Below are 25493 nucleotides of genomic sequence, written 5' to 3'. Positions count from 1 at the left end.
GTCAAACATTAAATTGTGAGGAAACCTATGTATAAAATATTAGTTTTTGGTATGACAGAAAATCCAGGTGGGGTAGAGAGTGTTATTATGAATTACTATCATTACATGGATAAGAATATCTTTCATTTTGATTTTTTATGTAATTCATATAATAAAATCGCTTTCGAAGATGAAATTATTTCCAATGGCTCACAAACATTTCATTTTCCTGCGAGAAGTAAAAATTATAAAAAATACAAAAAAGAATTAAAAAATTTTTTTGAAAATAATGCTTCTAAGTATGATGCAATATGGGTGAATGTGTGTAGTCTTGCCAATATTGATTATCTGAAAATGGCAAAAAAATATGGGGTAAAAAGAAGAATTATACATAGCCATAATTCTCAAAATATGGATAGCAGGTTAAGAGGAATTTTACATCAATATAATAAAAAAAGAATTGCTCATTACGCAACGGATTTTTGGAGCTGTTCAAAAGAAGCTTCGGAATGGTTTTATGATTCTTCAATAATAAAAAAATCTATTATTATCAGTAATGCAATAGACGTAGAAAAATATTGTTTTGATGATGTGAAGCGAAAAAAATTGCGGCGAGATTTGAAGTGGGAAGAAAATTATATCATAGGAAATATAGGAAGGTTGCATTTCCAAAAAAATCAAATGTTTATTTTAGACATATTTGAAAAACTTATAAAAAAAGAACCAAAAGTAAGATTGATTTTAATAGGTGATGGAGAAGACAAGACAAAGCTTGAAAAAGAGATTGATAAAAAGAAACTAAATAAGTATGTATATATGGCCGGAATTCAGAAAGACATATGTGGATGGTTGAGTACATTCGATCTGTTTTTGTTTCCATCTAAATTTGAAGGCCTCAGCATGGCTGCGATGGAAGCGCAGGCAAATGGAGTACCTATGTTAGCATCTGACAGCGTAATTCCTAAAGAAGTTAAAATTAATCCATCATTTATATTTTGGAATTTGGAAAATTCAGCGGAGTCCTGGGCTGAAGAAATATTAAACATTAAAGCAAATATAAACCGAGTTTCCATAAATGAGATAGTGGAAAATTTTACAATGCGAGGATATGAAATTCATACCGAAGCAAAAAAATTAGAAAAATTATTGTTGGATGGTGTGGTGAACAAATGAGAAAAATGAGTTTGGAGGAAATAAAAGAAACAGAATTAAATATTCTGGTAGATTTTGATAAGCTATGTAAAGAAAATAATCTGTATTATACATTATGCGGTGGAACATTGCTGGGAGCAATTCGCCATAAAGGATTTATTCCATGGGATGATGACATTGATGTGTTGATGCCAAGACCAGATTATGATCGATTATTAGAAAAAAAAGATATTGATTTTTCAAGTTTGCCAAATCATTTAAAAATTTGTTCGTGGAAAGATGGAACTTTGAAATTTCCGTTTATAAAATTGGTTGATAAAAGAACAAAAATATCCACAGAATTTTATGATGATGATTTGAATGTAAATGGTATATGGATAGATGTTTTTCCTATTGATGGAAATCCAAATGATTCAAAAGAAACTGATAAAATATATAAAAAATCTTTGAAATTACGTAAACTTATTTTTTTAAAAATAGCTAAAATCGGAAAAGGGAAAAATCTTTTTAAAAGGATTGCAAAGCCTGTTGTGATAAAATGTTTATCTGTTATAAGTAGTGAGAAGATTTGTGAAAAAATAGATGAATTAGCAAAAACCTATAAATTTGAAGATTCAGAATTTATTGGAGGAATTCTGTGGGGATATGGTCCGCAGGAAAAAATACATAAAAAAGGCTATATGAAACCTATATCTGTAGAATTTGAAAAATATTTTTTCAATGCACCATCTAATTATGATGAGTATTTAACAGGATTGTATAAAGATTATATGGAATTACCACCTGAAAGCCAAAGAATTTGTCATGAAATGACGGTATTTTGTACGGAGGAGTAAATATATGAATATTGCAGTGATTTTTGCTGGTGGCATAGGAAGTCGAATGCATAGCAAGGAGTTACCTAAACAGTTTTTAATGTTGAGAGGAAAACCAGTTATAATTCATACATTGGAACAATTTGAGAATCATGATGAGATAGATGCAATAGTAATTTCATGCATTGAAGACAGAATTCAATATTTGAACGAATTGTTAGAAAAATATAATATAAGAAAGGTGAAGAAAATTGTTCCTGGAGGAAAAACCGGACAGCTTTCAATTTATAATGGACTTTGTGCAGCTGAATCAGTGGTAGATAAAGAAGAGAAAAATATTGTATTGATTCATGATGGAGTCAGACCTTTGATTAATTCGAAATTAATAACCGATAATATAAGATCTGTAAAGGAAAACGGGTCTGCCATAACTTGTGTAAAAGCAAAAGAAACAATTCTTCTTGTAGAGAATGAAGATAATGCAGAAATTAATACAATTCCAGATAGGAATTGCGTTCGATTGGCGGAGGCCCCTCAGAGCTTCTTTTTGAATGATATTATGGAAGTTGAACGGAGAGCAATTAATGAAGGATTAACAAATGCTATTGATTCCTGCTCTTTGATGAAAAAGTATGGAAAAAAGATTTATTTGATCGAAGGTCCAACTGAAAATATAAAAATTACGACACCAGATGATTTTTATATTATGAGAGCTATTTTAGATGCAAAAGAAAATGCGCAGATTTATGGAATTGAGGAATAGAATGGGAGTATTAGAAAAAGATTTTGAATATGTTTCGAATAGTAATATAAGTTTTGATAGATTCAAAAATAAAGTGATTCTTATTACCGGTGCAACTGGTTTGGTGGGATCATTATTAGTGAAAAATTTTGCGTACTGCAATAAAAAGTATGGTTTGGATTTAAAGATTATAGCAATAATTCGAAACACGGATAAAGCAAAGAGCGTATTTGGAGAATTGTACGACGAAAAAAATATTACGTATATATCATGTGATTTGGAAAAGAATTCTTTAAATATAGCTGAAAAAGTTGATTATATTGTTCATTGCGCGGCAGTAACCGCATCAAAGGACATGATTAAATATCCTGTGGATTGCCTCAAACTTGCAGCGAATAGTACATTGAATTTATTGGAACTGGCAAGAACAAAATCAGTAATAAATATGGTGTTTATTTCTTCAATGGAAGTATATGGAATATTAAACACTCAGGATCATAAAATTACAGAAAATCAACTGGGATATGTGAATTTGGCGTCAGTGAGAAGTTGTTATCCAGAAGGAAAAAGATATTGTGAATGCTTATGTAATGCATATGCAGCCCAGTATAATGTTAATGTAGTTACGGCAAGATTGGCGCAAACTTTTGGAGCTGGAATTTTAAAAACAGAAAACAGAGTGTTTGCACAATTTGCAAAAAGCATTTTATATGGAGAAGATGTTGTTTTGCATACAAAAGGTCTTTCAGAAGGGAACTATGTATATTCGGCGGATGCTATAATAGGAATAATGATATTGCTACTCAAAGGTGTTAAGGGAGATTCTTATAATATTTCAAATGAGGACTGTCATACTACAATAGCGAAGATGGCTGAAATGTTAATTGATGAATTTGGAAATGGAAAACAAAAGGTCGTTTATGATATCTCCCCAAATTTGAATGAGAACGGATATGCGCCAGATGTGAAAATGCATTTAAGTGCCGAAAAAATGCAGAAATTGGGATGGAATGCCAATATTGATTTGAAAATGTCGTATGCAAAATTGCTGGATTATATGAAACAGGAAGTTTTTTAATGAAATAGAATGGAGAGAATAAGCACGATGGATTATTATGTGAAAGAGATACAAATCGGTGATGGAGTAAAAAAAACAGCGGGCATCAAGGCTAGAGATGATTTGTATTCTATCATGCAGAGCTTAAATATGAATGAAATAGAAATTCCATCACAAGAAAACAAAAGAAATTCTAAAAGTATTATAGGAAAAATGAAAGAACATTTTTCTATATTGTCAATTTGGAAGAACAAATTTAAAAGAATAAAAGCAGGAGATAGAGTTTTTATACAGTTCCCCATTATTGAACATTCACTTTTTTTTGCAGATTTAATTAAAAGTTTTTGTAAAAGAAATATAGAAATAGTTTTAATTATACATGACTTGGAAATTCTTCGTTCTGCCAAAAGGAGTGATCTGGGAAAGAAAAAAAGATTACGTATATATTTAGAAGAAAAAAGAGTTTTAAAAAATTGCTCCAAAATAGTAGCACACAATACAAAAATGAAAGAATATCTTATCAAATGTGGAATAGATGCTTCTAAAATAGCAGTTTTAGAAATCTTTGATTATTTAATTCCAGAGTACGATCTGGAAAAAAAAGAAGTAGATGTATTAGATAAAAATGAACCAATTATTATTGCAGGGGCACTTAGAAAACATAAGGCCTATTATGCATATCAATTGCCTGAAAATCAAAAGTTTAATTTGTACGGTGTAGGGTACACTGGAAATACTAACAAAGACATAAAATATTATGGAGCATTTCCGCCGGAGCAACTTCCATATGTAATGCAAGGGGCATGGGGATTAGTATGGGATGGTACATCTTCGAATACATGTGAAGGAGTGTTTGGCGAGTATTTAAGAATTAATAATCCACATAAAACATCTTTATATCTTGCATCTGGAATTCCGATAATAATATGGAAAAATGCTGCATTAGCGGAGTTTGTAAAAGAAAATAATTGCGGATTGATGGTTGAGTCGTTATATGAAATTAAAAATGTTGTTGATAAAATATCTCAAGATGAGTATGCTACAATGAAAAAGAATGCGGAAGAGGTTGGAGAAAAATTACGTTCAGGATTTTATACAAAAAAAATAATGAAAGAATGTTGAATCTGAATGATAAGATAGAAAGTATGCATGTAGATGATACGTATCAATAAAAAGGAATTATAATGAAAAAAAATCAATCTTTAAAAGTTAATTTTGTTATGAATGCATTTTTGACAATGTCTTCTTTTATTTTTCCATTAATTACATTTCCTTATGTGTCACGTGTTCTTTTGCCAATAGGAACGGGAAAAGTTTCATTTGCGACATCAATTATTAACTATTTTTCGATGTTTGCACAATTAGGTATTCCAACATATGGTATTAGAGCTTGCGCGCAAGTGAGAGATAACCGTGAAGAATTATCGAGAGTAGTGCAGGAATTATTAATTATCAATCTAATTATGAATGTAATTTCGTATGCGGCGCTTTTTGTATCAATATTTACAATACAGAAATTGACATTAGAAAAAGAGCTGTATATTCTTTTGAGCTTTACGATTATACTTACATCTATAGGTATGGAATGGTTGTATAAAGCACTTGAACAATATACTTACATTACAGTGAGATCGGTAATTTTTAAATTTGTAGCATTAATAGCTATGTTTTTGCTGGTACATGAACAAAAGGATTATGTGATTTATGGAGGAATAACAATATTTGCCTCTTCAGCGTCAAATATATTGAATTTTATTAATGCACATAAATATATAAATTTGAGATTTGTTGGAAAATATAATTTAAAACGTCATATAAAACCTATATTGATTTTTTTTGCAATGTCCTGCGCCACAACAATTTATACTAATCTGGATACTGTGATGTTAGGTTTTATGTCATCAGATACTGACGTTGGATATTATAATGCTGCCATTAAAATAAAAGTGATACTTGTAAGTATTGTAACATCTTTAGGAACAGTTCTATTGCCAAGAGCGTCTTATTATATCCAGAAAGGTGAAATAAAACAATTTTATAGAATTACAAAAAAATCATTAAATTTTGTAATGGTTATAGCTATTCCAATGACAATTTATTTTATTTACTTTGCAAGACAAGGAATTATATTTTTGTCAGGAAATGCTTATGAAGGTGCAGTTATGCCTATGAAATTGATTATGCCAACACTGGTTTTGATAGGAATAACAAATATATTGGGAATACAAATGTTAGTTCCTATGGGAAGAGAAAAAAGTGTATTATATTCTGAAATCGCAGGAGCCGTAGTAGATGTTATTATCAATGCAATTTTGATTCCTAAATATGCGTCGGTAGGAGCTGCAATAGGGACATTGGTAGCCGAAGCAGTAGTTTTGATAGTTCAATTTTATGCATTGAAAGAGAAAGTAAAAGATGCTTTTATACAGATTCCATATTTGAAAATTATATGTGCTGCTTTGATTGGAAGTGGTGCTGCATTATGGGTGAAAAATTTGAAATGGGGAAGCATTGGAACACTAATATTATCAGCAATTTTATTTTTTGGTACATATGGATGCACTTTACTTGTACTAAAAGAAAAAATAGCTGTAGAAATATTTGAATTGTTATTGAATAAAATGAGGATAAGTAAGCAGAAATAAGATTCAGTAAAAGTCCATTTATTACAATAATATTCATTGATAAAATACAATGTATAATGGTAAAGAGATCATTTAATTGTAAGGAAGGAATCAATTAAAATGAAAATAAAAACAAAAATGAAGGTACAAAAAATACCAACGAGTCAGTTGATTTTTTTTGTAGCATATACTTTATATTTGATCTTTGCATTGTTAAGTACGTCGTTTTATTATAAATATTTTGAAGGCAGAGTATACATTGCGCTAAAAGTATTATGTCTATATTTGATTTTTATAAGTGAAATTATAAAATGTCAAAAGAATATTAAGGCATTTTGGGGATTAGCTATATGTAGTATGATGTGTGGAGTTGTAATATATAACACCAGTTTATTTAATGATATTGTATTGTTGATTGCTTTTGTATATTGCGGACGGGATATTGCATTTGAGAAAATAGCCAAATTAACAGAATATGTTTCATCAGTAATGTTAATAGCTATTATTTTGAGCGCTTATGTTGGAATAATACAAAATTATACAGAATTATTTGATGGAAGATATAGGGAATATTTAGGCTTTAGATATGCATTGTATCCAGCTGCTATTATATTTAATATCACAGCATTGATTCTTTATAAAAAAAGAAAGAAATTAAAAATTCATGACATATTGATTTTATTGCTTTCAAATAGTTTTATATTTTACAAAACAAATTCAAGATTATCTTTCTATATGTCCGTAGTAATGATCTTATGTATGTTTTTGTTTCAGATTTTTCCATCTATTTTGGAAAAATCTAAAATACTTCATGTTGGAATGACATTATCGTTTGTTATTTCATGTGTCGGGTCTATTATGATGACCGTAAAATTTAGTGATAGTATTAATTGGATGTATACTATTAATGATTTTTTAAATAATCGTTTGAAATTTGGAAAAAGATCATTAATATTATATGGAGTGTCCTTTTGGGGAAAACACAACATGGAATGGATCGGAAATGGTCTTGATTCAGCAGGAAATAAAAGTACGAAGACATATTTATGGGTAGATAATTTTTATATATCAATCATGCAAAGATTTGGAATCATTGTGATGATTATAGTCGTACTATTGCTTACTTATACTCTCATTAAATGTCTAAAAAATAAAAATTATTATTTGATGTTCATGCTTACATTTATAGCTGGACATTGTATTGTAGACGATTTGTTTTTATATTTGCATTATAATACATTTTGGTTTTTGATTGGTTCAGTATTAATGGAAAGAAATAAATATTCAAAAAGTAGAAAATCATACATCAAATATCAAAATAATAGAATTTCTTCCAATTTTAACAAAAATTTCGGAAAAGCTGTTTAATATTTTATAATACTTCAATTATATGATTAAAATATTATTTGTTTGGTGTGTTATGAAAAAAGGTAAGGAATATTGAAAGATGTCGAATAAGAATTTTACTGACAGAATTTGCAATCGTAATTCTTCAATAGAATTATTACGGATTATATCCATGATATTGATAGTATTTCATCATTTTGCTTTCATGGTGGATTTAAATGGCAGACAAATTCAGTTACGATTTCTCATTTTTGGTATAATTTTATTTATGGTGGGGGAAAAATAGGCGTAAATATATTTGTATTAATTTCTGGATATTTTTTAATTGATCGGAAAACATCAGTATGCAGTTACATAAGAAGAATCTTAAAGTTTTGGGGACAGGTGTTTTTTTATTCGTTTGTAATTTTTTTTATATCTGTAATAGTAGATATTAAAAATTTTGAAATGCAGTCATTAATAAAAATGTGTTTTCCTATTACGTTTTCTGAATGGTGGTTTGCAAGTACATATTTTGTTTTATTGCTAATACATCCATTTTTAAATAAATTTTTAAATAATTTGAAAAAAAAATCGTATCAGGAATTATTAATTTTACTTATTGTATGCTGGTCCATAATTCCAACATTTACTAATTCGGAATATCAGGGGAATTCATTTTTATGGTTTATGACTTTATATGCAATTGCCGGATATGAGAAAAAATATAAATTCCAGACTGAATTTACATCAAAACATTATTTTAAATTATGTTTTTTATTTTCTTTATTAACATATTTATGTGGCATTGTATTCATAGTAATTGGTAAAAAATGGAATATATTTGCTACACATGAAACATATCTTTATGGACAAGAAAAACTACCTATGTTGCTAATATCTTTGACATTGTTTTTAGCGTTCACAAGGTGGAAAATGAATTATCGTAAATGGATAAATATAACTGCATCTGCAACATTTGGAGTGTACCTGATTCATGATAATAAAATTGTCAGATCTTTTTTGTGGATGAGCTTATTCAAAAATTACAGGTATCAGGATTCTATTATGATCATTCCTTATTCTATTGGAGTAGTTGCTATAGTTTATATTATATGTACAATGATTGATTTAGTAAGAAAGAATCAATTTGAGAAAAGGTATATGAGAATTATAGATAAATATAGTGTTTCATGGTTGAAGATATTTAGAGAAATTTACAATTTTTTTGAAAGGAAAATTTTTGGTTAAAAGAAAGGCTGTAGAGGTGAAAGAAAAATGAAATACAATTATTTAGTAGTAGGTTCCGGCTTATACGGAGCAATCTTCGCGCACGAAGCAAAAAAATCAGGAAAGACAGTTCTTGTAGTAGACAAGCGACCGAATATTGCTGGAAATGTTTACACAGAGAAAACAGAAGGTATTAACGTACATAAATATGGAGCACATATTTTCCATACTAACAACAAGAAAGTATGGAATTATATCACTCAGTTTGCAGAGTTCAACAGGTTTACAAACAGCCCGGTCGCTAATTATAAAGGGGAACTTTACAGTCTTCCTTTTAATATGTATACATTTAATAAAATGTGGGGTGTGGTAACACCGGAGGAAGCTGCAGCGAAGATTGAGGAGCAGAGAAAAGAAGCTGGAATTACAGAACCAAAGAATCTGGAAGAGCAGGCAATTTCACTGGTCGGACGTGACATTTATGAAAAGTTGATCAAGGGTTATACCGAGAAACAGTGGGGACGTGACTGTAAGGATCTTCCTTCGTTTATTATTAAACGTCTGCCGGTTCGTCTGACATTTGATAATAACTATTTTAATGCTTTGTATCAGGGTATCCCAGTTGGAGGTTACACGAAGATGGTAGCAAATCTTCTGGAAGGTATTGAGGTTCGTTTGAGTACAGATTATCTGGAAAACAAAGATGAATTAGATGCGATGGCTGAAAAAGTAGTTTACACAGGTCCGATCGATGCATATTTTGATTATAAGCTTGGTACACTGGAATATCGTTCCGTGCGTTTTGAAACAGAAACTCTGGATAAACCGAATTTCCAGGGAAATGCAGCTGTGAATTATACGGATCGGGAAACTCCATGGACGCGTATCATTGAGCATAAATGGTTTGAATTTGGTAAGGATGAGGAAGGTAACGATCTTCCTAAGACAGTGATTAGCCGAGAATTCAGTTCTGAGTGGAAGCCGGGGGATGAGCCGTATTATCCTGTTAACGATGAAAAGAATGGAGCTCTTTACGCAGAGTATAAAAAGCTGGCAGAAGCTGAGACAAATGTGATTTTTGGCGGACGTCTTGGTGAATATAAATATTATGACATGGATCAGGTTATTGCGGCTGTATTAGACCGCTGTGAAAAAGAATTACATTAAGATCAGGAAATGAGGGGAAATTAAATGCAAACAACATTACTTATCATGGCTGCTGGTATCGGTTCCCGTTTTGGCGGTGGTATCAAACAGCTGGAGCCGGTTGATGAACAGGGTCATATTATCATGGATTATTCGATTCATGATGCGATCGAAGCAGGCTTTAATAAAGTGGTTTTTATTATCCGCAGGGATATTGAAAAGGAGTTCAAGGATGTAATCGGAGACAGAATCGAGGCTGTCTGCAGAGAGCATTCTGTGACTGTTGATTATGCTTTTCAGGATATCAGAGATATTCCATGTGATTTTCCAGAGGGACGTACGAAGCCTTGGGGTACTGGACAGGCAGTTCTGGCTGCAAAGGATGTTTTGACAACGCCCTTTGTTGTGATCAATGCGGATGATTATTATGGAAAAGAAGGCTTTCGTGAGGTTCATGATTATCTTGTAAATGGCGGGCAGTCTTGTATGGCGGGTTTTGTGTTGAAGAATACGCTGTCTGATAATGGTGGTGTGACACGTGGTATCTGCAAAATGGATAAGCATAATAATTTGGCGGAGATTGTGGAGACTTCCAATATTGTGAAGAATGCAGAAGGTGCCGAGGCGGACGGCGTAAAGCTGGATACAGAGTCACTTGTTTCTATGAATATGTGGGGATTGGCACCGGAGTTTCTGGAAACGTTGGAAAGTGGTTTTCAAGATTTTTTTGAAAAAGTGGTCCCGGAGAATCTTATAAAGGCGGAATTTTTGATTCCCACATTTATTGGAGAACTTTTGACAGAAGGCAGGATATCCGTAAAGGTTCTTCGTACCAATGATACTTGGCATGGTATGACTTATAAAGAGGATGTTGCTGCAGTGAAGGATAGTTTCAGAGAAATGTTGGAAAAAGGAATTTACAGAGAAGAGCTTTTTGCTGATTTATAGGAGCTTTTTGTATAAAAGCGAGGCCGTCAGTAAATGGGGATAATGTTACTATTATTTTATATAGAAGGCATATAGAATCATTTGCAAATGGCCCCAATATATAAAGAAATAAAGGAACATTGTGATGAATATATCGGTGATGAATTCGAAGGATAATTGGAATATATTTAGCAAAAATCGTAATGCAATTTATGGTGTGGCGATAATTTCAATTATGATATTTCATTTTTTTGAAGATATAGCAAATTCAAATTTGTCCGGAGGGGGATTGGGATTTTTAGGCAAGTTGTATAACACATTCATTGGTAGTGTTGGAGTTGAGTTCTTTGTTTTTCTGTCCGGCGTTGGATTATATTTTTCGATGTCAAAAGATTCCAATATTTTGCATTTTTTTCAGAAGAGAATAAAGAGAATTTTGCCAGCTTATCTTATGGTTGCTATTCCATATTGGATTGTGGTTGATCTTATTATCATGCAAAAAGGTGTCAAGATGTTTGCATTTGATTTTGGCTTTGCTACATTTTTTACACAAGGGACAAGAACCTTTTGGTATGTGTTATTTATTGTTTTTGCATATTTAATTTATCCATTTATTTATAAGATATTGCATGTAAAGTGGTCAGATTGGGGGCAACTGTTAATTCTTCTGATTATGGCTTTAGTTATTCAATTTTTACCGAGAATTGTAGCTCCTGTATTGAATTTAAATATAGAAATTCTATTGGGAAGATTTCTTGTTTTTTTCATAGGGTGTTGGTGTGGAAAAAAAGTTTACCAGAATGCTTGTATTAATAATATAGATAAAATGGGAATTTTCTTTGGAGTACTGATAATGCTGTGCGACTTTTTACCGGTAACCAAAATAGTTGTGTCAAAACTAGGATTTAGGATTTTGATGTGTTTTTGGGGGATTTTTTTGCTGTATTGTATTGCTGTAAGTATGCGAAAGATGCCTAAAAGAATTGTAAAGATATTGGAGCAGTTTGGAAAAATGTCTTATGAATTATATTTGACTCATGTTGCAATTAGAGCACTTATGAATGTTATAGGGATAAAGACATTTTATTTTCAAAATTATGTTTTTTGTATTTTGATAAGTTTGTTTTTGACATACACAATTGTAAAATTACAAAAAAAGCTGATTTAGGGTAATAGATAACAATCGGTTTCAGCCTTAATCAGAAGAATAGCAAAATGCTCAGATTGCAAATTATGCTTAAACGGAATGCCAGTTCCGCTACTGCGGAACTGCTATTCCATTTTTAACGGTACGAAGTACCGCTAGATGATATCATTCTGTTTCACGCATATTTATACCGTTCATCTCCAGACGATATGTATGATGTTTATCTGTGATTCGTGTAAGGCACGCATCAGCGTAGGTATTATCAGCAAACATATCAAACCACGTACTGACTGGAAACTGTGAGATGACTACAGTTGATTTTCTTCCATCCCTGGTGTCAAGGACTTCAAAAAGATCCCGGCATTTATCAAGATCGAGATCCATAAGGCCGAAATCATCGATCACAAGCAGATCCAGCTTGGTCAGTTTATTCAGGTAATCCAGATTTGTGGATTTGATGCGTGCCTGTTCCATTTCACTCATAAGTGTGTTCGCTTTTATATACTTTACACTCTTGGACTGCTTCATTGCAGTTATGCAAAAAGCATTGATCAGATACGTTTTTCCACTGGCAGAAGAACCTGTTACAATGAGATTTTTTCCTTCTTCTATCCAATGGCAGGTACTCAGACGTTCTATTGTCTGGGTATCAAGCTGACGTTCTGGACGGTAAATGGTTTCATCAAGATCTGCCGCCGGGTATCGCAGATGTGCTTCTTTCATCAGACGATTAAAGCGTTTATCTGCCCGTGTCTGCCACTCTGCATCAACCATTGCTGTCATGCGTTCCATAAACGTGTTCAGATCTGCATTGGGATCTTTCATCTGTTCTTCCAGGATATGGGCCATTTCCGGAACGCGGAAACTCTTCAGACGCATGATCAGAGCTTGTTCCTGGGTGTTAATGTAATGTCATGGGATGAACTCATTTGTATGCCTCCTTTCCACGGATGTTTGTATGGGAAGGAAGTTTTCCGTTTATACCGCTGCTGGAATGATTATTCTGGACCATGCCAAGCACTTTCTTGAAATAAGAATACTTGCAGGCATTAGCTTCTACGCATTTCTCAGCAGCCTCCCGAACCAGTCGGTGAGGAACATCCTTACAGGAATGGAGTACACCGGCACAGCTGTTGTATGCCTGTTCCTCGTGTTTGGAACTGCGGAGTATCCTGTCAATAAGAGTTACCATAGATTCTCCATAGACAGATGCCCACCGTCTGTAATAAGCTCCGTCATGTGCATTCACTTCTTTGTAATACAGGTGTTCTGGTGGCATATGACTGTCATCTGTAATGTAAAGAGGAAAATCACGATAAGATCTCGGATGTCGGCAGATCAGCCGGTTATACTCGTCGCAGATCCGTATCTCCGTCATGGTAGCCTTAAGAATTGCAGACTTCCCCTTATAGGTATACAATACAGAATAGTAGTGGGCATCATACTCAAGGTGGTAATTATCTGGAACTTTAAGAAAGTATTTATAATCACAAAGTGTATAACTTTCGCCTGGAAGCTGGTTCATACGCGGTTTGTCATACTTTTCAAATCCATTCATGCGGGATTTCCGAATGTCAGATTTTTTCTGGAAAGGACGCTGGTTGATGTCCGCTACGATCTTTTTGGCCGCAGCATTCAGGGCTTCCAGAGAGGTATAAGTGTCTTTCTTTAATTCTTCTACCAGATGCGTTTCTAAGAAACGCACATGATTTTCAACGGTCGGTTTGCCTTTCGGTTTCCTTGGCGGCGGAGGCAGAATGACCGTATCATAGAAGGTCTCCAGATCTGAAAAGGCTGACTGCAGCACAAGTTCATCTTTGCTATGCATGGTAACAGCTGTTTTCAGATTGTCCGGGACAAGATATTTAGGAACTGCCCCATAATAAGACAGTGCGTGTACTGTGCCGGCAATAAAATGTGGAAGTTTTTCATCCAGAAAGATTTCTGCATAAACAAGGCTGCTAAAACCAAGTGTAGTTGTAAAAATGTGAACTTTCCGAAGTTCGCCAGCTGCTGTGTCCAGTAGCAGTTCCGGCTGGTCGCCTACCCAGTCAATATACATCTTTTCACCAGGGATCCGTTCCACAGGCATAGATGTTTTTGAAGTACCATAAGTATCTACCATAAAATCACGATACAGCTTATAAAACTGGGCAAGCTGGTAACCATTGGGATGCTCTTTTTTATAATCGATCCATAGAAAGCTCAAGTCGGCATGCTTTCCCATTTGGATCATCTGCTCATGTATTTTTTCAAAATCAGGTAGTGGAATGTCCTTATGTCGAAGGTTTTCTTTTGGATAGATGAGATCAACAACCTTTGCGGGTGGCATTTGCCGAAGATCATCCAGTGATAATCCTGAATCATTATAGCGGTTCATAATCAATGCAATCCCGCTCCGTCCAATCCGGTAACGTTTTTGTACGGCGTCATAACTGACTTTACTGAGTCGAAGTTCTATGACTCCAAGAATAGTATTGTAGTCGTGCATAATAGTTCCTCCTTTGCACTGTGATGAATAATAGTTACATCACAATAATAAAGGAAAAACGTACCGCTTTGAGCAGAAAACGCATACCGCTAAATCAGAATGGATGTACCGCTAATTTCAGAATAGGCGTACCGTTCGAGCAGAATTTGCAGCTCAGATCCCCCACAAAGGATCTGAGCATTTCCAATACAAGCTATTTCTTCTGTAATTTCAGCACGTCCTCAAGAGAAAGGCCTGAAAATCTGGAGATGTCTTCAGGGGAGAATCTTGGATCCTGAAGCATACGCTGTGCTGTCAGCATAGCTTGTTCCTGAAGGCCTTCTGTGCGGCCTTCTGTACGGCCTTCCGCAAGTCCGGCAGTACGGCCTTCTGCGAGTCCGGCAGTACGACCTTCTGCCAATCCGGCCTGACGGCCTTCGGCACGTGCATCATCGCACATTTCCTGAACAGCCTGACACATATTAACCCTCCCTTCTGTTTCTGTGAAACGTAAGTTAATACCTGTTATGGAGTCGATGACCCGGGCTGCTTTGAGCTCGAGTGACCGGAAGCCGGGACTCTGTGAGGTAAGATCCTGAAGCTTCCGTTTATCTTTGGAATATTTGATGAAGAGCATGACTTCTTTGAGATTGCTCTGGAGTTTGTCAAGTTCTTCATCCTTTATCTCGGCAGGTGAGAAGAGATTGATCCGGTAATCCGGGACCATGGAAAGAATTTCGGGGTCCTGGACAAAGAGCATTTCGTGGAGGCTCCTGGGAGCGTTCCAGGTGTCGGAACCGAAGTACACGACCGTGGTTATGACCGGGATGAGCCGGTCATCCTTGTAGAAACCGGTGAGATATTCTCCGGATGTGGAAGGCCATTGCTTTGCTTCTCTGTGGGACCTGGCGGAATTTTCTACCTGCCCTGCGTATTCTAATGCATCATAGACCATGTTCTTGACCGGCATTGCGAAGTGAGGTTCCGACTGGTTCTCAATCCCCAGGAGAAGATAGATCCTTGAATCATCGTGCATAACATTGAGGGATTTGAATTCGTCCCGGAATTTCTGGACAGGAACTTCTGAAGTGCCGGATCCGTAGGGGGCAGCGAGAGCTGTGGTATCCAGTGGATGAAGAGTGTCAGGGTCTATGATGTTTTTTCCTTTGTACAGTATATGGTTGAACACATCCGCAAAAACGCAGTTGTCAGCCATGTAATCTTTGGTGATGGTATCCTTTGTACCCATAGGTTTCACCACCTTCGATCTGTTTATGTGATCAGAGTAGTTTATTATCTGATCCAGTTACAGGGTATCATACATTTTGGTGTTTGAGAAGCGGATATCTGATATTTTATCGGGATTTTACAGTGGCTTCTTGCCAGCTGCCCTTTTCCGGTGTTAAAATAACAGCATCAATGAAAGAACAGGGAGAATGAAATCAATGTACGATTATCTTATCGTAGGTGCCGGCCTTTACGGTGCGGTTTTTGCACAGGAGGCGAAGCGTGCCGGGAAGTCAGTGCTTGTGATCGACAAGCGTTCGCATATTGCGGGAAATGTATATACAGAGAAGGTGGAAGGAATCAACGTGCATAAATACGGTGCACATATTTTCCATACCAATAATAAGAAGGTCTGGGATTATATCACCCGGTTTGCCACCTTCAATCGTTTTACCAACAGTCCGGTTGCCAATTATCACGGGGAGCTGTACAGTCTTCCGTTTAATATGTATACCTTTAACCGGATGTGGGGCGTGGTGACTCCGGAGGAGGCTGCGGCAAAGATCGAGGAGCAGCGGCAGGCTGCAGGGATCAAGGAACCTTCAAATCTGGAGGAACAGGCTATCAGTCTTGTAGGTACGGATATTTATGAGAAGCTGATCAAGGGCTATACGGAGAAGCAGTGGGGACGGCCGTGTACGGAGCTTCCTGCTTTTATCATCAAGAGGCTTCCAGTGCGTCTGACCTTTGACAATAACTATTTCAATGCGCTGTACCAGGGAATCCCGGTGGGTGGTTATACGAAGATGGTTGCCAATCTGCTGGACGGTATCGAGGTACGGCTGAATGAGGATTATCTGGAGAAAAAAGAACAGTACGATGCAATGGCGGAGAAGGTGATCTACACAGGTGCCATCGACGCGTATTTTGACTATAAGCTGGGAACTCTGGAGTATCGTTCTGTGCGTTTTGAGAATGAAACACTGGATAAACCTAATTTCCAGGGAAATGCAGCAGTGAATTATACGGATGTGGAGACTCCATGGACCCGTATCATCGAGCATAAATGGTTTGAGTTCGGAAAGGATGAGGAGGGGAATGATCTTCCGAAAACGGTGATCAGCCGGGAATACAGTTCCGAGTGGAAACCTGGAGATGAGCCGTATTATCCGGTCAATGATGAGAAGAACGGAGCGCTTTACGGACAGTATAAGGAGCTTGCAGAGAAGGAACCGAAGGTGATCTTCGGCGGCCGTCTTGGCGAATATAAATATTATGACATGGATGCGGTGATCGCTTCTGCGCTGGATATGTGTGAGCGGGAGCTTGCATAAAAAAGATACTGGATATAACTAATGATAAGATCCTCTTATATTTCGGAGCCAAGGCAAAAGAGAAATATAAGGGGATTTTATGCATAGAATGGCAGTGAGATTTTTTGAGGGAGGAAAGAGCAATGAAAAGGTGCAAAGGTGTGTTTCTGGCAGGAATGCTGGTGCTGAGTATGAGTGTTCCGGTGTATGCGGACAAGTCGGTTGTGATGAAGGTGGAAGCTCCGGCAGATACCACAGATTATTATATGACGGTGGATTCCGGTGGAGTTGGTGTGGATATCTATCCATCCACCGACGGAAAAGGTGAAAAGCTCAATGATAAGACGGTAAGGGATGGTACTGTCCTGCATATCGAAGGGGAGACAGAGAAGAATGGTGAGACCTGGGGATATACAGAGTATAATGGCAGATACGGTTATGTGCCGCTGGAGGAGCTGCGGCCCTCAAAGGATGCGGAGCTGGCGAAGGCCGGAATCGCAGGGGGCACAGAGAAAGAGACTTCTGCAGTGAATCAGGGAGACGCATCCGATACGCAGGATTCCGCAGCCGGCGAAGGACAGGGAACGTCTGCAGGGACGGCCAGCACAGGCAGTTCTCAGGCTCAGAATGACGAAGGACAGGGAACGTCTGCAGGGACGGACAATACAGGCAGCTCTCAGGCTCAGAATGGCGAAGGACAGGGAACGTCTGCAGGGATGGCCAGCACAGATGAATCTCAGGCTCAGAGAGGTGAGGTTCAGGGGCCACCTGCAGGGACAGCCAGCACAGGTAGTTCTCAGGCTCAGAGAGGCGAGGTCCAGGGACCGCCTGCAGCGGATGGAACAACAGAAGGTGGGGAATCTGTGGATGAAGCTGTCACCAAGCCGGTCAATGGCACAGCTGCGACATCCTTTAAAGAAGAAAATTCCTGGTATAAAAGTCCGTTTATCTGGATCGGGATCGCAACAGTAGTTGCAGTAATCGGAATTCTGGGTTATCATTTGAAGAAACGTTAACAGATAAACCAGATCAATATAAGAAAAGTGGAGAATTTTGTGAAGAGATTACAGCTTGTCAGGAAGAAATTACTGCCGCTTCTTCTGTGTGTGGCAGTTGCGGGCAGCCAGGTTTCGGTCATGGCAGCCGATGTGGAAGGCTTCAGTGATTCTGCGGAAGGCTTCAATGAAGAATGGTTAGAAGATACACAGACGCAGTCGGCGGAAGCAGAGGATACGACGGAGACCGCAGAAGGGAATACCGCAGAGAACACCGCAGAGAATACCACAGAGAACATCGGTATCCCGGATGAACAGACCGAGGATATTGCAGAGGCAGCCGACGGGGATACCGAGGATATAGCTTTGCAGAGCTCCGAGGAGGATACAGAGACTCCCGAAACATCAGAAGGATTGTCTTCTGATTCCCAAGAGGATACCTTTGGCGACGGTGAGGAGAGCTTCGGGGATGCCTCAGACAGTGGTGAGTCCGGCATCGAATATATCAAGGGCCGTCCGCTTACGGAGGAAGAGGAGCAGGAACAGCTGGCACCCTTTGATAATCTGACCTCTTATTCCACCGCCGTGGAGATTGGAAATGATGTGGATGAGGTACCGATGGGAAGAGCTGCGGCCTATCCGTCCTATTATAATGCAGCGGATCAGGGATATGTCACTTCCGTAAAGAATCAGGAGCCCTACGGTATGTGCTGGGCATTTGGAATGGCCTCTCTTCTGGAAACTTCGTTTCTGACCCAGGGCCTTGGAACTTATGATCTGTCGGAAGAGCATCTGGCGTATTTTTTTGCAAACAGAAAGAATGACCCGCTTGGAAATACCTACGGGGATGTCAATAAGCATATGGGGACAGATGATAAAGGAAACGCAGATTATCATGAGGGCGGAAATGATCTTCTGGCTTCCATGTTTCTGAGCACCTGGTCCGGAATGACAACAGAAGGGGATGTGCCTCTGGCAACTGATTCCACGCATACACAGAAAACCGGTGTGACTCCGGCGGCATCCAAGGCGTACAATGCAGCTGCTTATCTGAAAAATGCCTATTTTTCCGATTATTCCGTAAATGCCATGAAGAAGCTTCTGGTTGCAAATAATTCGGTCACTGTGATGTATAATGCACAGAATGCCTATTACAATGCAAGTACAGCGGCCTATTCCTATCCTACCAGCACCAAGAACGTGAATCATGTAGTTACAGTGGTGGGTTGGGATGACAATTATTCTGCGAAGAATTTCCGGGCATCTTCCAAGGTAAAGGGAGACGGAGCCTGGATCGTCAAGAACAGCTGGGGTACAGGCTGGGGAAAATCCGGATATTTTTATATGTCCTATGAGGATAAGTCTGTCAGTGAGCTGGTTGCGGCTACGGCTGTCAATACACCGAAATATAGCAACAATTATTTTTATGACGGAACGTCGGGACTTGGTTCTATCCGCATGTATGCAGGGGAACAGCTGTCCACGGTTTTTCGTGCCAGTGCAGGAAATGGAAAAGCGGAATCGCTTGGTGAGGTGACGCTTAGCTCCATGTCTGCCAATAATTCCTATACTGTGCAGGTATACACAAATCTGAAGGATGCCAGTGATCCTACCAGTGGAACACCGGCGTATTCCACACCGGTTTCCTGCAGTCAGCCGATGGCTGGGGTTATGACCTTTCAGATCCCGGAGGTCCTGCTCAGCCAGAACAGTCTGTATTCTATTGTGGTGACAAATGCAGGAAGCACATATATAAAATACTGTGTGGAGGCAGAGGTTAGTTATGGCTGGTGCAGCTTTTCTCCGTCTATCGTATCCGGTCAGAGCTTTCTGCGATATAACGCGGAGGATACCTGGATGGATGCGGTTGAATTTAATCCATCGGTAACGCCGAGGATCAAGGCGCATACCAGGACTCTGAGCAGTGCGGCCAGGATGCAGCTTTCTTCCTCTGAGATAGATCTGTATTCCGGAGATCAGAAAACACTGAATGCCTCGGCTACCAGATCCGAGATGGCTGCTTCCGGCATTGTCTGGGAAAGCTCAGATACCAGTGTGGCTGCTGTAAATGGAAGCGGCGTTGTTACTGCAAAAAATCCGGGAACAGCAACCATAACCTGCTACGGAAAAAATGCCAGGGGAATCCGGGCTACCTGTAAGGTTACGGTGAAGCTTCGTCAGACGACAGGTGTAAAACTGGTTTCCAAGGCATTTAACAGGATACGGATCTCCTGGAAAGCAGTTCCCGGCTGCAATCGTTATGCTATCTATCGCTGGGATAAAAGCGGAAATTCAAAAAAAATGGCAACCGTAACAGCAGATGTAGTGACCTGGCAGGATACTGCAGTGAAAACAGGAAGCACTTATACGTATCGGATCCGGGCTTCTTATGTACGTTCCGGAAAGAAAACTGTTTATGGAGCCGCATCTTCGCCGTTATCAGCAAAAGCGGAGTTGGGGAAGGCCCGTGCAGTGGCTACGGCTGTCAGCGGACCATGTAACAGGGTATCCTGGAAGAAGGTTTCCGGAGCCAGTGGCTATCATATCTACCGGAAGCTCCAAGGGAAAAGCTGGGTTCGGATCGGAACCGTGAACAACAAAGTATTGTCCTGGCAGGACACGAAGATTGAGGGAATCACCTCCTACGCTTATGCTGTGAGGCCATATAAGAATGTAGACGGGAAAAAAGTTTTCGGAGGATATCAGGCAAGCAGCTATATCCTGTCCTATCCGGAACTTCAGAAGATATCCAGTGTCAGGAAGACCTCCAGAGGGCTGAAGATCTGCTGGAAAGCGCAGAAGAAAGCAGATTGCTATCAGATCTACCGTAAGACTGGAAAGGGTTCATGGAAAAAGATCAGTACAGTTTCCGGAGGCAGCCGTTCCTCCTTTGAGGATAAGACCGCAAAGAAGGGAACAACGTATTACTATGCGGTGCGTGCAGGGATAAAAACCTCCGGTGGAAAAGTACTCTGCGGAGGATATGCCGCAAAAGCAGCAAAGAGATAAACGTGTCAAAATATAAAATGCCCGGATCTGGAATGTTTCAATCCAGATCCGGGCGTTTTATGTTTTGGTTGAATATGTGTATTATATATGATTATATCAGGCAGTTCAAAAAAAAGATCAGTCGTTGTTGATCACAACGCCTTTCTGGAGCATGATGTTGGCATAAAGTGCTTTCTCACTTGTGGAGATGATGCAGTATGCAGTTTTTGCTTCGTCATAGAATGCGAAACGCTCGATGTTTCCGACGGCTTTTTCGCCACGCTCGTCATGTTTGGAAACGATTTCTTTATATGTATCCCAGATCGGTGTCTCCACATTATCGCCAGGCATTACTTCCATCAGGTTTACCGGATGCTCTACATAGGTATCCAGCGGGAAGAGCTTCAGGATGGCATCCAGGATCTCCGGAACGCCATGTCCGTCACAGCGGATGGTGATGGCATTTTTTCCCATGGATTCTACAGGAAAGTTTCCGTCAGCGATAACAAGACGGTCACTGTGTCCCATCTCACATAAAACCTTCAGTAATTCTGGTGATAAGATTTCTGGAATTCCTTTTAACATAGTTCATATCCTCCTAAGATCATTGTGTACTTACAGCATTTCGGAAATTACAGCATCAGGCTCAGGTGATCAGAACAGGATACATGGATTTCCGAAACTGTTATGACGCCGGTAGTATCAGACAGACCTGCCCGGCCACAGGCTTTAGAACTCTTATTAATTAATCTAACGGTATTTGGTCTTCTTTTCAAGGGAATATTTTCCTGTAAATGATGAAAATTTTATGGTTGACAGAAAACGTATGGAGCGCTATGATGAACTCAAACGGAAACGTTTCGGTTTCTGAACCAAATGAGAAAATAATACAAAACAAACACAATGATTCCAAGGAGGAGAAGATTATGCCACTGGTTACATCGAAGGAAATGCTGTTAAAGGCACAGAAGGGCGGATATGCAGTAGGAGCATTCAACGCAGAGAATATGGAGATGGTGAAGGCAATCATCCAGGCAGCTGAGGAGCTGAAAGCACCGGTTATGATTCAGACAACACCTTCTACTGTTAAATATGGTACGGTTGAGACTTACGCTGCGATCGTAGCAGCAGAGGCAGCCAAGGCTTCCGTTCCGGTATGCCTTCATCTTGACCACGGCAGCAGCTTTGAGCTTGCGATGCAGGCAATGCATGCAGGCTATACCTCTGTGATGATCGATGGTTCCAAGCTGGATTTTGAGGATAATATCAGAGAGACCAGGAGAGTTGCGGATGTGGCAGCAGCCTTGGATATCCCATGTGAGGCTGAGCTCGGTAAGGTCGGTGGTAAAGAGGATGATCTTGAGGCTGAGGCAGACACTAACACCGACCCGCAGGAGGCGAAGGAATTCGTGGAGCGTACAGGTGTTACTTCCCTGGCAGTTGCCATCGGAACCGCACATGGTTTCTATGTGGGAACACCGGTTCTTGACAAGGAACGCTTAAGCGAGATCCGTGAAGTTGTAGATATCCCCCTTGTTCTTCACGGGGCATCCGGACTCAGTGATGAGGATGTCAGCGACTGTGTAAAACGTGGTATCTGCAAGGTTAACTTTGCAACAGAGCTTCGTGCTGCATATTCCAAGGCAGTGAAGGAGACCTTTGCAGAGAATGAGAACACCATCGATCCGAAGGCCTACGGAAAGAAAGCGATCCAGGCAGTGAAGGAGCTGGTTGAGGCGCGTATGAAGGTTTGCGGCTGTGATGGAAAGGCAGAATGATCTTCTGTAAAAAAACAGAAACGGAGTGATCTGTATGGCAGCAACCATGAAAGATATTGCCAGGCGGACCGGACTTGGGCTCGCAACGATTTCTTCTTATTTTAACGGCGGAAACGTAAGAGAAAAAAACAGAATAAAGATCGAGGAGGCCATTCAGGAGCTGCATTATGAGGTCAATGAGGTGGCCAGAGGGCTTAAGACCAATGCTACCAAGACCATCGGCGTGGTGATCCCGGAGCTTAACAATACCTTTTGCGCGGAGATCATCACAGGAATGGAAGATGTCTTAAGGAGTCACGGATATGCGACTATTGTCTGTGACTGTCGTACCGATAAGAGACTGGAGCGGGATGCAGTGGAGTTTTTAAGCCGGAAGCGTGTGGACGGGATCATCAGCATGCCGGTAGATGCGGAAGGCAATCATCTGAAAAAATTCCAGAAAACCGGAAAGCCCATCGTACTCATTGACCGCAGGATCCGGGAGCTTTCCTGTGACAGTGTTCTTGTAGACAACGAGAAGGCGGCTGAGGACGCAATGAGAGTTTTTTTTCAGGCAGGACACCGTAAGATCGGGATCATTGGCGGACCGGAGGAAATTTCCACCGCTCAGGAACGTCTCCAGGGGTACCGCAATGCATACGAAAAAGAAAATATACCGGTACGGGAATCTCTGATCTATCACGGCGATTATACCATTCAGGGCGGTGTGCAGGGAATTGAGAAGCTTGTTGCGGACAATCCGGATATGACGGCCGTGTTTGTTACCAACTATGAGATGACCATGGGGGCGGTGATCGGGATGAATGAGCTGGGTCTTAAGATACCGGAAAAGCTGTCTATGATCGGTTTTGACAATCTGCAGTTTGCCAGAGCATGCAATCCCAAGCTTACCATTGTGGCACAGCCTACACAGGGGATTGCCGGAGAAGTGGCGGGAATCATGCTGAAACGGCTGGAAGGGGCTGCAAGTGAAGAAACAGAACCGATCACGGAGAAGCTTGGCGCAGAGATCATCATGGGAAAATCCGTCCGTGTGCTGGACGAGAAGGAGAATCTATAATGAAACCATATTTATTAGGTATTGATATCGGCACCAGTGCCTGTAAGGTTGCGGTTTTTGAAAAATCGGGAACGGTTGTGGCTGCGGCCAACGGCGATTATCCGGTTTACTATCCGAAGGAGGGCTGGGCAGAACAGGATCCGGAAGAATGGTGGAGTGCTGTCTGTCAGGCGGTAAAGAAGGCCATCCAAAAAGCGGGGATAGCACCTGAGGAGATCGCAGGCATCGGTATTGACGGCCAGAGCTGGTCAGCCATTGCCATGGATAAGGACGGAAATGTACTGACAAACACTCCGATCTGGATGGATACCAGAGCACAGTCTATCTGTGACAGATTGAATGAAGAGATCGGGGCAGAGCAGATTTTTGAAGTATCCGGTAATTCCCTTCAGCCGTCCTACACAACTGCAAAGATCCTCTGGTATAAAGAAAATCTCCCGGAGGTGTACCAAAGGATCCACAAGATCCTGCAGTCTAACAGCTACATTGCATATAAGCTGACAGGTGTGATGAGCCAGGATGTTTCCCAGGGCTATGGCCTGCATTGCTTTGACATGAGAAAGGCAGCCTGGGATGAGGATATGTGCAGAAAGCTTGGGATTCCCATGGAATTTCTTCCTGAGATCTGTGCCTGTGATCATGTTGTGGGAACAGTTACAGAGAAGGCGGCGGAGGAATCCGGCCTTGCTGTGGGAACACCGGTTGTTGCCGGTGGTCTGGATGCGGCATGCGGAACACTGGGGGCCGGAGTAATCCATCCGGGTGAGACACAGGAGCAGGGAGGACAGGCCGGCGGAATGAGCATCTGCATGGATGCGTACAAGGCAGATCCCAGACTGATCCTTGGCTATCACGTGGTTCCGGGACAGTGGCTCCTTCAGGGAGGAACCACCGGAGGTGGTGGTGTCATGCGCTGGTTTGAACGTGAGTTTGCAGATTATGAGCGCTCTGTAGCAGGAGAAAAAGGCTCTTCTCTGAATCAGCTCAATGAGATCGCGGAAAGGGTCGCACCAGGTAGTGACGGAGTGGTATTTCTTCCATATATGTCCGGTGAGCGTTCCCCGATCTGGAATCCTAATGCGAAGGGCGTATTCTACGGACTGGATTTTGCCAAGACCAAGGGACATATGGTACGTGCCTGTATGGAAGGCGTAGCACTTTCTCTGAAACACAACCTTGAGGTGGCAAAGGAAGCAGGAGCAGATGTGGAAGTTCTCCGCGCAATGGGAGGCTCTGCAAATTCTCTTCTCTGGACACAGATCAAATCCGATATCACAGGAAAACCCATCGTAGTGCCGTCCTCTGATACGGCAACAACACTTGGCGCAGCGATTCTGGCAGGTGTTGGTGTTGGAATGTATCAGGATTATGATGAGGCCATCCGTCTTACGGTAAAGGAAACAAGAAGACATGAACCGAACCCGGAAAACCGGGACGTTTATGAGAAAACCTATAAAACCTATTTAAATCTCTATAAATCTCTTGAACCTATGATGAGAAATGAGGAGGAAAAGTGA

General features: G+C 39.7%; 21 protein-coding genes. 17 read left to right on the top strand and 4 right to left on the bottom strand.

Going from position 1 to position 25493, the window contains the following annotated elements; translation table 11 throughout:
* The first annotated feature begins 27 nt into the window (after positions 1 to 27).
* The 11 genes from CCC17_RS11645 to CCC17_RS11595 all read left to right on the top strand — a co-directional run bounded on the left by CCC17_RS11645 (position 28) and on the right by CCC17_RS11595 (position 12166).
* Entirely contained in the window at positions 28 to 1152 is a 1125-nt protein-coding gene (locus tag CCC17_RS11645) for a glycosyltransferase family 1 protein (RefSeq protein WP_287083137.1), read from the top strand.
* On the top strand, positions 1149 to 1967 hold the full coding sequence (locus tag CCC17_RS11640) for a LicD family protein (protein WP_059086093.1): 819 nt from the start codon (positions 1149 to 1151) through the stop codon (positions 1965 to 1967). Before CCC17_RS11645 ends, CCC17_RS11640 begins: the two co-directional genes overlap by 4 nt.
* A 4-nt stretch (positions 1968 to 1971) precedes the next feature.
* A complete protein-coding gene (locus tag CCC17_RS11635; protein WP_059086092.1) occupies positions 1972 to 2709 on the top strand; it encodes an IspD/TarI family cytidylyltransferase in 738 nt (245 codons plus the stop codon).
* Between the two features lies 1 nt (position 2710).
* Positions 2711 to 3766: an NAD-dependent epimerase/dehydratase family protein gene (locus tag CCC17_RS11630; RefSeq protein ID WP_059086091.1), complete on the top strand. Its 1056-nt coding sequence runs from the start codon at positions 2711 to 2713 to the stop codon at positions 3764 to 3766.
* A 27-nt stretch (positions 3767 to 3793) separates the two neighbouring features.
* Positions 3794 to 4867 (top strand): glycosyltransferase, encoded by a 1074-nt coding sequence (locus CCC17_RS11625; RefSeq protein ID WP_059086090.1) that lies wholly within the window; start codon positions 3794 to 3796, stop codon positions 4865 to 4867.
* Positions 4868 to 4929: 62 nt separating this feature from the next.
* On the top strand, positions 4930 to 6390 hold the full coding sequence (locus CCC17_RS11620; protein ID WP_059086089.1) for a flippase: 1461 nt from the start codon (positions 4930 to 4932) through the stop codon (positions 6388 to 6390).
* A 99-nt stretch (positions 6391 to 6489) separates the two neighbouring features.
* The gene (locus CCC17_RS11615) at positions 6490 to 7737 is read left to right on the top strand and encodes a hypothetical protein (RefSeq protein WP_059086088.1); all 1248 of its coding nucleotides are present in this window, start codon (positions 6490 to 6492) and stop codon (positions 7735 to 7737) included.
* Positions 7738 to 7869: 132 nt separating this feature from the next.
* Positions 7870 to 8946, top strand: coding sequence for an acyltransferase (locus tag CCC17_RS11610; protein WP_330577325.1), 1077 nt, complete (start codon positions 7870 to 7872; stop codon positions 8944 to 8946).
* 27 nt (positions 8947 to 8973) lie between these two features.
* Complete coding sequence (glf, locus tag CCC17_RS11605) at positions 8974 to 10092, top strand: UDP-galactopyranose mutase (protein ID WP_059086086.1); 1119 nt, start codon at positions 8974 to 8976, stop codon at positions 10090 to 10092.
* Positions 10093 to 10116: 24 nt separating this feature from the next.
* The gene (locus CCC17_RS11600; protein WP_287083136.1) at positions 10117 to 11019 is read left to right on the top strand and encodes a sugar phosphate nucleotidyltransferase; all 903 of its coding nucleotides are present in this window, start codon (positions 10117 to 10119) and stop codon (positions 11017 to 11019) included.
* A gap of 124 nt (positions 11020 to 11143) precedes the next feature.
* Positions 11144 to 12166 carry an acyltransferase family protein gene (locus CCC17_RS11595; RefSeq protein WP_287083135.1) on the top strand — a complete coding sequence of 341 codons (1023 nt, stop codon included), beginning with the start codon at positions 11144 to 11146 and terminating at the stop codon, positions 12164 to 12166.
* A 144-nt stretch (positions 12167 to 12310) separates the two neighbouring features.
* Here CCC17_RS11595 and CCC17_RS11590 read toward each other — a convergent pair whose 3' ends face one another.
* From CCC17_RS11590 to CCC17_RS11580, 3 genes are all read right to left on the bottom strand, one after another.
* Positions 12311 to 13024: an ATP-binding protein gene (locus CCC17_RS11590; RefSeq protein WP_287083134.1), complete on the bottom strand. Its 714-nt coding sequence runs from the start codon at positions 13022 to 13024 to the stop codon at positions 12311 to 12313.
* Between the two features lie 46 nt (positions 13025 to 13070).
* Positions 13071 to 14636, bottom strand: a complete 1566-nt coding sequence (locus CCC17_RS11585) for a Mu transposase domain-containing protein (protein ID WP_287083133.1) — start codon at positions 14634 to 14636, stop codon at positions 13071 to 13073.
* Positions 14637 to 14829: 193 nt separating this feature from the next.
* Complete coding sequence (locus tag CCC17_RS11580) at positions 14830 to 15864, bottom strand: Rpn family recombination-promoting nuclease/putative transposase (protein WP_287083132.1); 1035 nt, start codon at positions 15862 to 15864, stop codon at positions 14830 to 14832.
* Positions 15865 to 16060: 196 nt separating this feature from the next.
* Between CCC17_RS11580 and glf (CCC17_RS11575) the strand changes: the two genes are divergently transcribed.
* The 3 genes from glf (CCC17_RS11575) to CCC17_RS11565 all read left to right on the top strand — a co-directional run bounded on the left by glf (CCC17_RS11575) (position 16061) and on the right by CCC17_RS11565 (position 21159).
* Entirely contained in the window at positions 16061 to 17176 is a 1116-nt protein-coding gene (glf, locus tag CCC17_RS11575; protein WP_287083131.1) for a UDP-galactopyranose mutase, read from the top strand.
* Positions 17177 to 17298: 122 nt separating this feature from the next.
* Positions 17299 to 18171 (top strand): hypothetical protein, encoded by an 873-nt coding sequence (locus tag CCC17_RS11570; RefSeq protein ID WP_287083130.1) that lies wholly within the window; start codon positions 17299 to 17301, stop codon positions 18169 to 18171.
* Between the two features lie 39 nt (positions 18172 to 18210).
* Positions 18211 to 21159 (top strand): C1 family peptidase, encoded by a 2949-nt coding sequence (locus CCC17_RS11565; RefSeq protein ID WP_287083129.1) that lies wholly within the window; start codon positions 18211 to 18213, stop codon positions 21157 to 21159.
* Positions 21160 to 21276: 117 nt separating this feature from the next.
* On the opposite strand, the gene CCC17_RS11560 is transcribed toward CCC17_RS11565, so the two are convergent.
* Positions 21277 to 21723, bottom strand: a complete 447-nt coding sequence (locus tag CCC17_RS11560; RefSeq protein WP_015527311.1) for an RbsD/FucU family protein — start codon at positions 21721 to 21723, stop codon at positions 21277 to 21279.
* 341 nt (positions 21724 to 22064) lie between these two features.
* On the opposite strand from CCC17_RS11560, the gene CCC17_RS11555 reads away from it, so the two are divergent.
* From CCC17_RS11555 to xylB, 3 genes are read left to right on the top strand one after another with little or no spacing between them, the layout of a single operon-like run.
* The gene (locus CCC17_RS11555) at positions 22065 to 22916 is read left to right on the top strand and encodes a class II fructose-bisphosphate aldolase (RefSeq protein ID WP_287083128.1); all 852 of its coding nucleotides are present in this window, start codon (positions 22065 to 22067) and stop codon (positions 22914 to 22916) included.
* 34 nt (positions 22917 to 22950) lie between these two features.
* Complete coding sequence (locus CCC17_RS11550; RefSeq protein WP_173733389.1) at positions 22951 to 23976, top strand: LacI family DNA-binding transcriptional regulator; 1026 nt, start codon at positions 22951 to 22953, stop codon at positions 23974 to 23976.
* Positions 23976 to 25493: a xylulokinase gene (xylB, locus tag CCC17_RS11545; RefSeq protein WP_173761180.1), complete on the top strand. Its 1518-nt coding sequence runs from the start codon at positions 23976 to 23978 to the stop codon at positions 25491 to 25493. The genes CCC17_RS11550 and xylB overlap by 1 nt, the downstream gene beginning before the upstream one ends.

This window comes from Blautia sp. LMAG:36 (assembly GCF_008680535.1).
GTDB classification, from domain to species: domain Bacteria; phylum Bacillota; class Clostridia; order Lachnospirales; family Lachnospiraceae; genus Blautia_A; species Blautia_A fusiformis.
The sequence above is the reverse complement of the archived record's forward strand: the minus strand, read 5'-3'. Positions and strand labels throughout refer to the sequence as shown.

What these genes read in the sequence shown, in the direction of transcription:
- CCC17_RS11645 (WP_287083137.1), top strand. Translation starts at nt 28, where the DNA reads ATGTATAAAATATTAGTTTTTGGTATGACAGAAAATCCAGGTGGGGTA.
- CCC17_RS11640 (WP_059086093.1), top strand. Translation starts at nt 1,149, where the DNA reads ATGAGAAAAATGAGTTTGGAGGAAATAAAAGAAACAGAATTAAATATT.
- CCC17_RS11635 (WP_059086092.1), top strand. Translation starts at nt 1,972, where the DNA reads ATGAATATTGCAGTGATTTTTGCTGGTGGCATAGGAAGTCGAATGCAT.
- CCC17_RS11630 (WP_059086091.1), top strand. Translation starts at nt 2,711, where the DNA reads ATGGGAGTATTAGAAAAAGATTTTGAATATGTTTCGAATAGTAATATA.
- CCC17_RS11625 (WP_059086090.1), top strand. Translation starts at nt 3,794, where the DNA reads ATGGATTATTATGTGAAAGAGATACAAATCGGTGATGGAGTAAAAAAA.
- CCC17_RS11620 (WP_059086089.1), top strand. Translation starts at nt 4,930, where the DNA reads ATGAAAAAAAATCAATCTTTAAAAGTTAATTTTGTTATGAATGCATTT.
- CCC17_RS11615 (WP_059086088.1), top strand. Translation starts at nt 6,490, where the DNA reads ATGAAAATAAAAACAAAAATGAAGGTACAAAAAATACCAACGAGTCAG.
- glf (WP_059086086.1), top strand. Translation starts at nt 8,974, where the DNA reads ATGAAATACAATTATTTAGTAGTAGGTTCCGGCTTATACGGAGCAATC.
- CCC17_RS11600 (WP_287083136.1), top strand. Translation starts at nt 10,117, where the DNA reads ATGCAAACAACATTACTTATCATGGCTGCTGGTATCGGTTCCCGTTTT.
- CCC17_RS11595 (WP_287083135.1), top strand. Translation starts at nt 11,144, where the DNA reads ATGAATATATCGGTGATGAATTCGAAGGATAATTGGAATATATTTAGC.
- CCC17_RS11590 (WP_287083134.1), bottom strand. Translation starts at nt 13,024, where the DNA reads ATGCGTCTGAAGAGTTTCCGCGTTCCGGAAATGGCCCATATCCTGGAA.
- CCC17_RS11585 (WP_287083133.1), bottom strand. Translation starts at nt 14,636, where the DNA reads ATGCACGACTACAATACTATTCTTGGAGTCATAGAACTTCGACTCAGT.
- CCC17_RS11580 (WP_287083132.1), bottom strand. Translation starts at nt 15,864, where the DNA reads ATGGGTACAAAGGATACCATCACCAAAGATTACATGGCTGACAACTGC.
- glf (WP_287083131.1), top strand. Translation starts at nt 16,061, where the DNA reads ATGTACGATTATCTTATCGTAGGTGCCGGCCTTTACGGTGCGGTTTTT.
- CCC17_RS11570 (WP_287083130.1), top strand. Translation starts at nt 17,299, where the DNA reads ATGAAAAGGTGCAAAGGTGTGTTTCTGGCAGGAATGCTGGTGCTGAGT.
- CCC17_RS11560 (WP_015527311.1), bottom strand. Translation starts at nt 21,723, where the DNA reads ATGTTAAAAGGAATTCCAGAAATCTTATCACCAGAATTACTGAAGGTT.
- CCC17_RS11555 (WP_287083128.1), top strand. Translation starts at nt 22,065, where the DNA reads ATGCCACTGGTTACATCGAAGGAAATGCTGTTAAAGGCACAGAAGGGC.
- CCC17_RS11550 (WP_173733389.1), top strand. Translation starts at nt 22,951, where the DNA reads ATGGCAGCAACCATGAAAGATATTGCCAGGCGGACCGGACTTGGGCTC.
- xylB (WP_173761180.1), top strand. Translation starts at nt 23,976, where the DNA reads ATGAAACCATATTTATTAGGTATTGATATCGGCACCAGTGCCTGTAAG.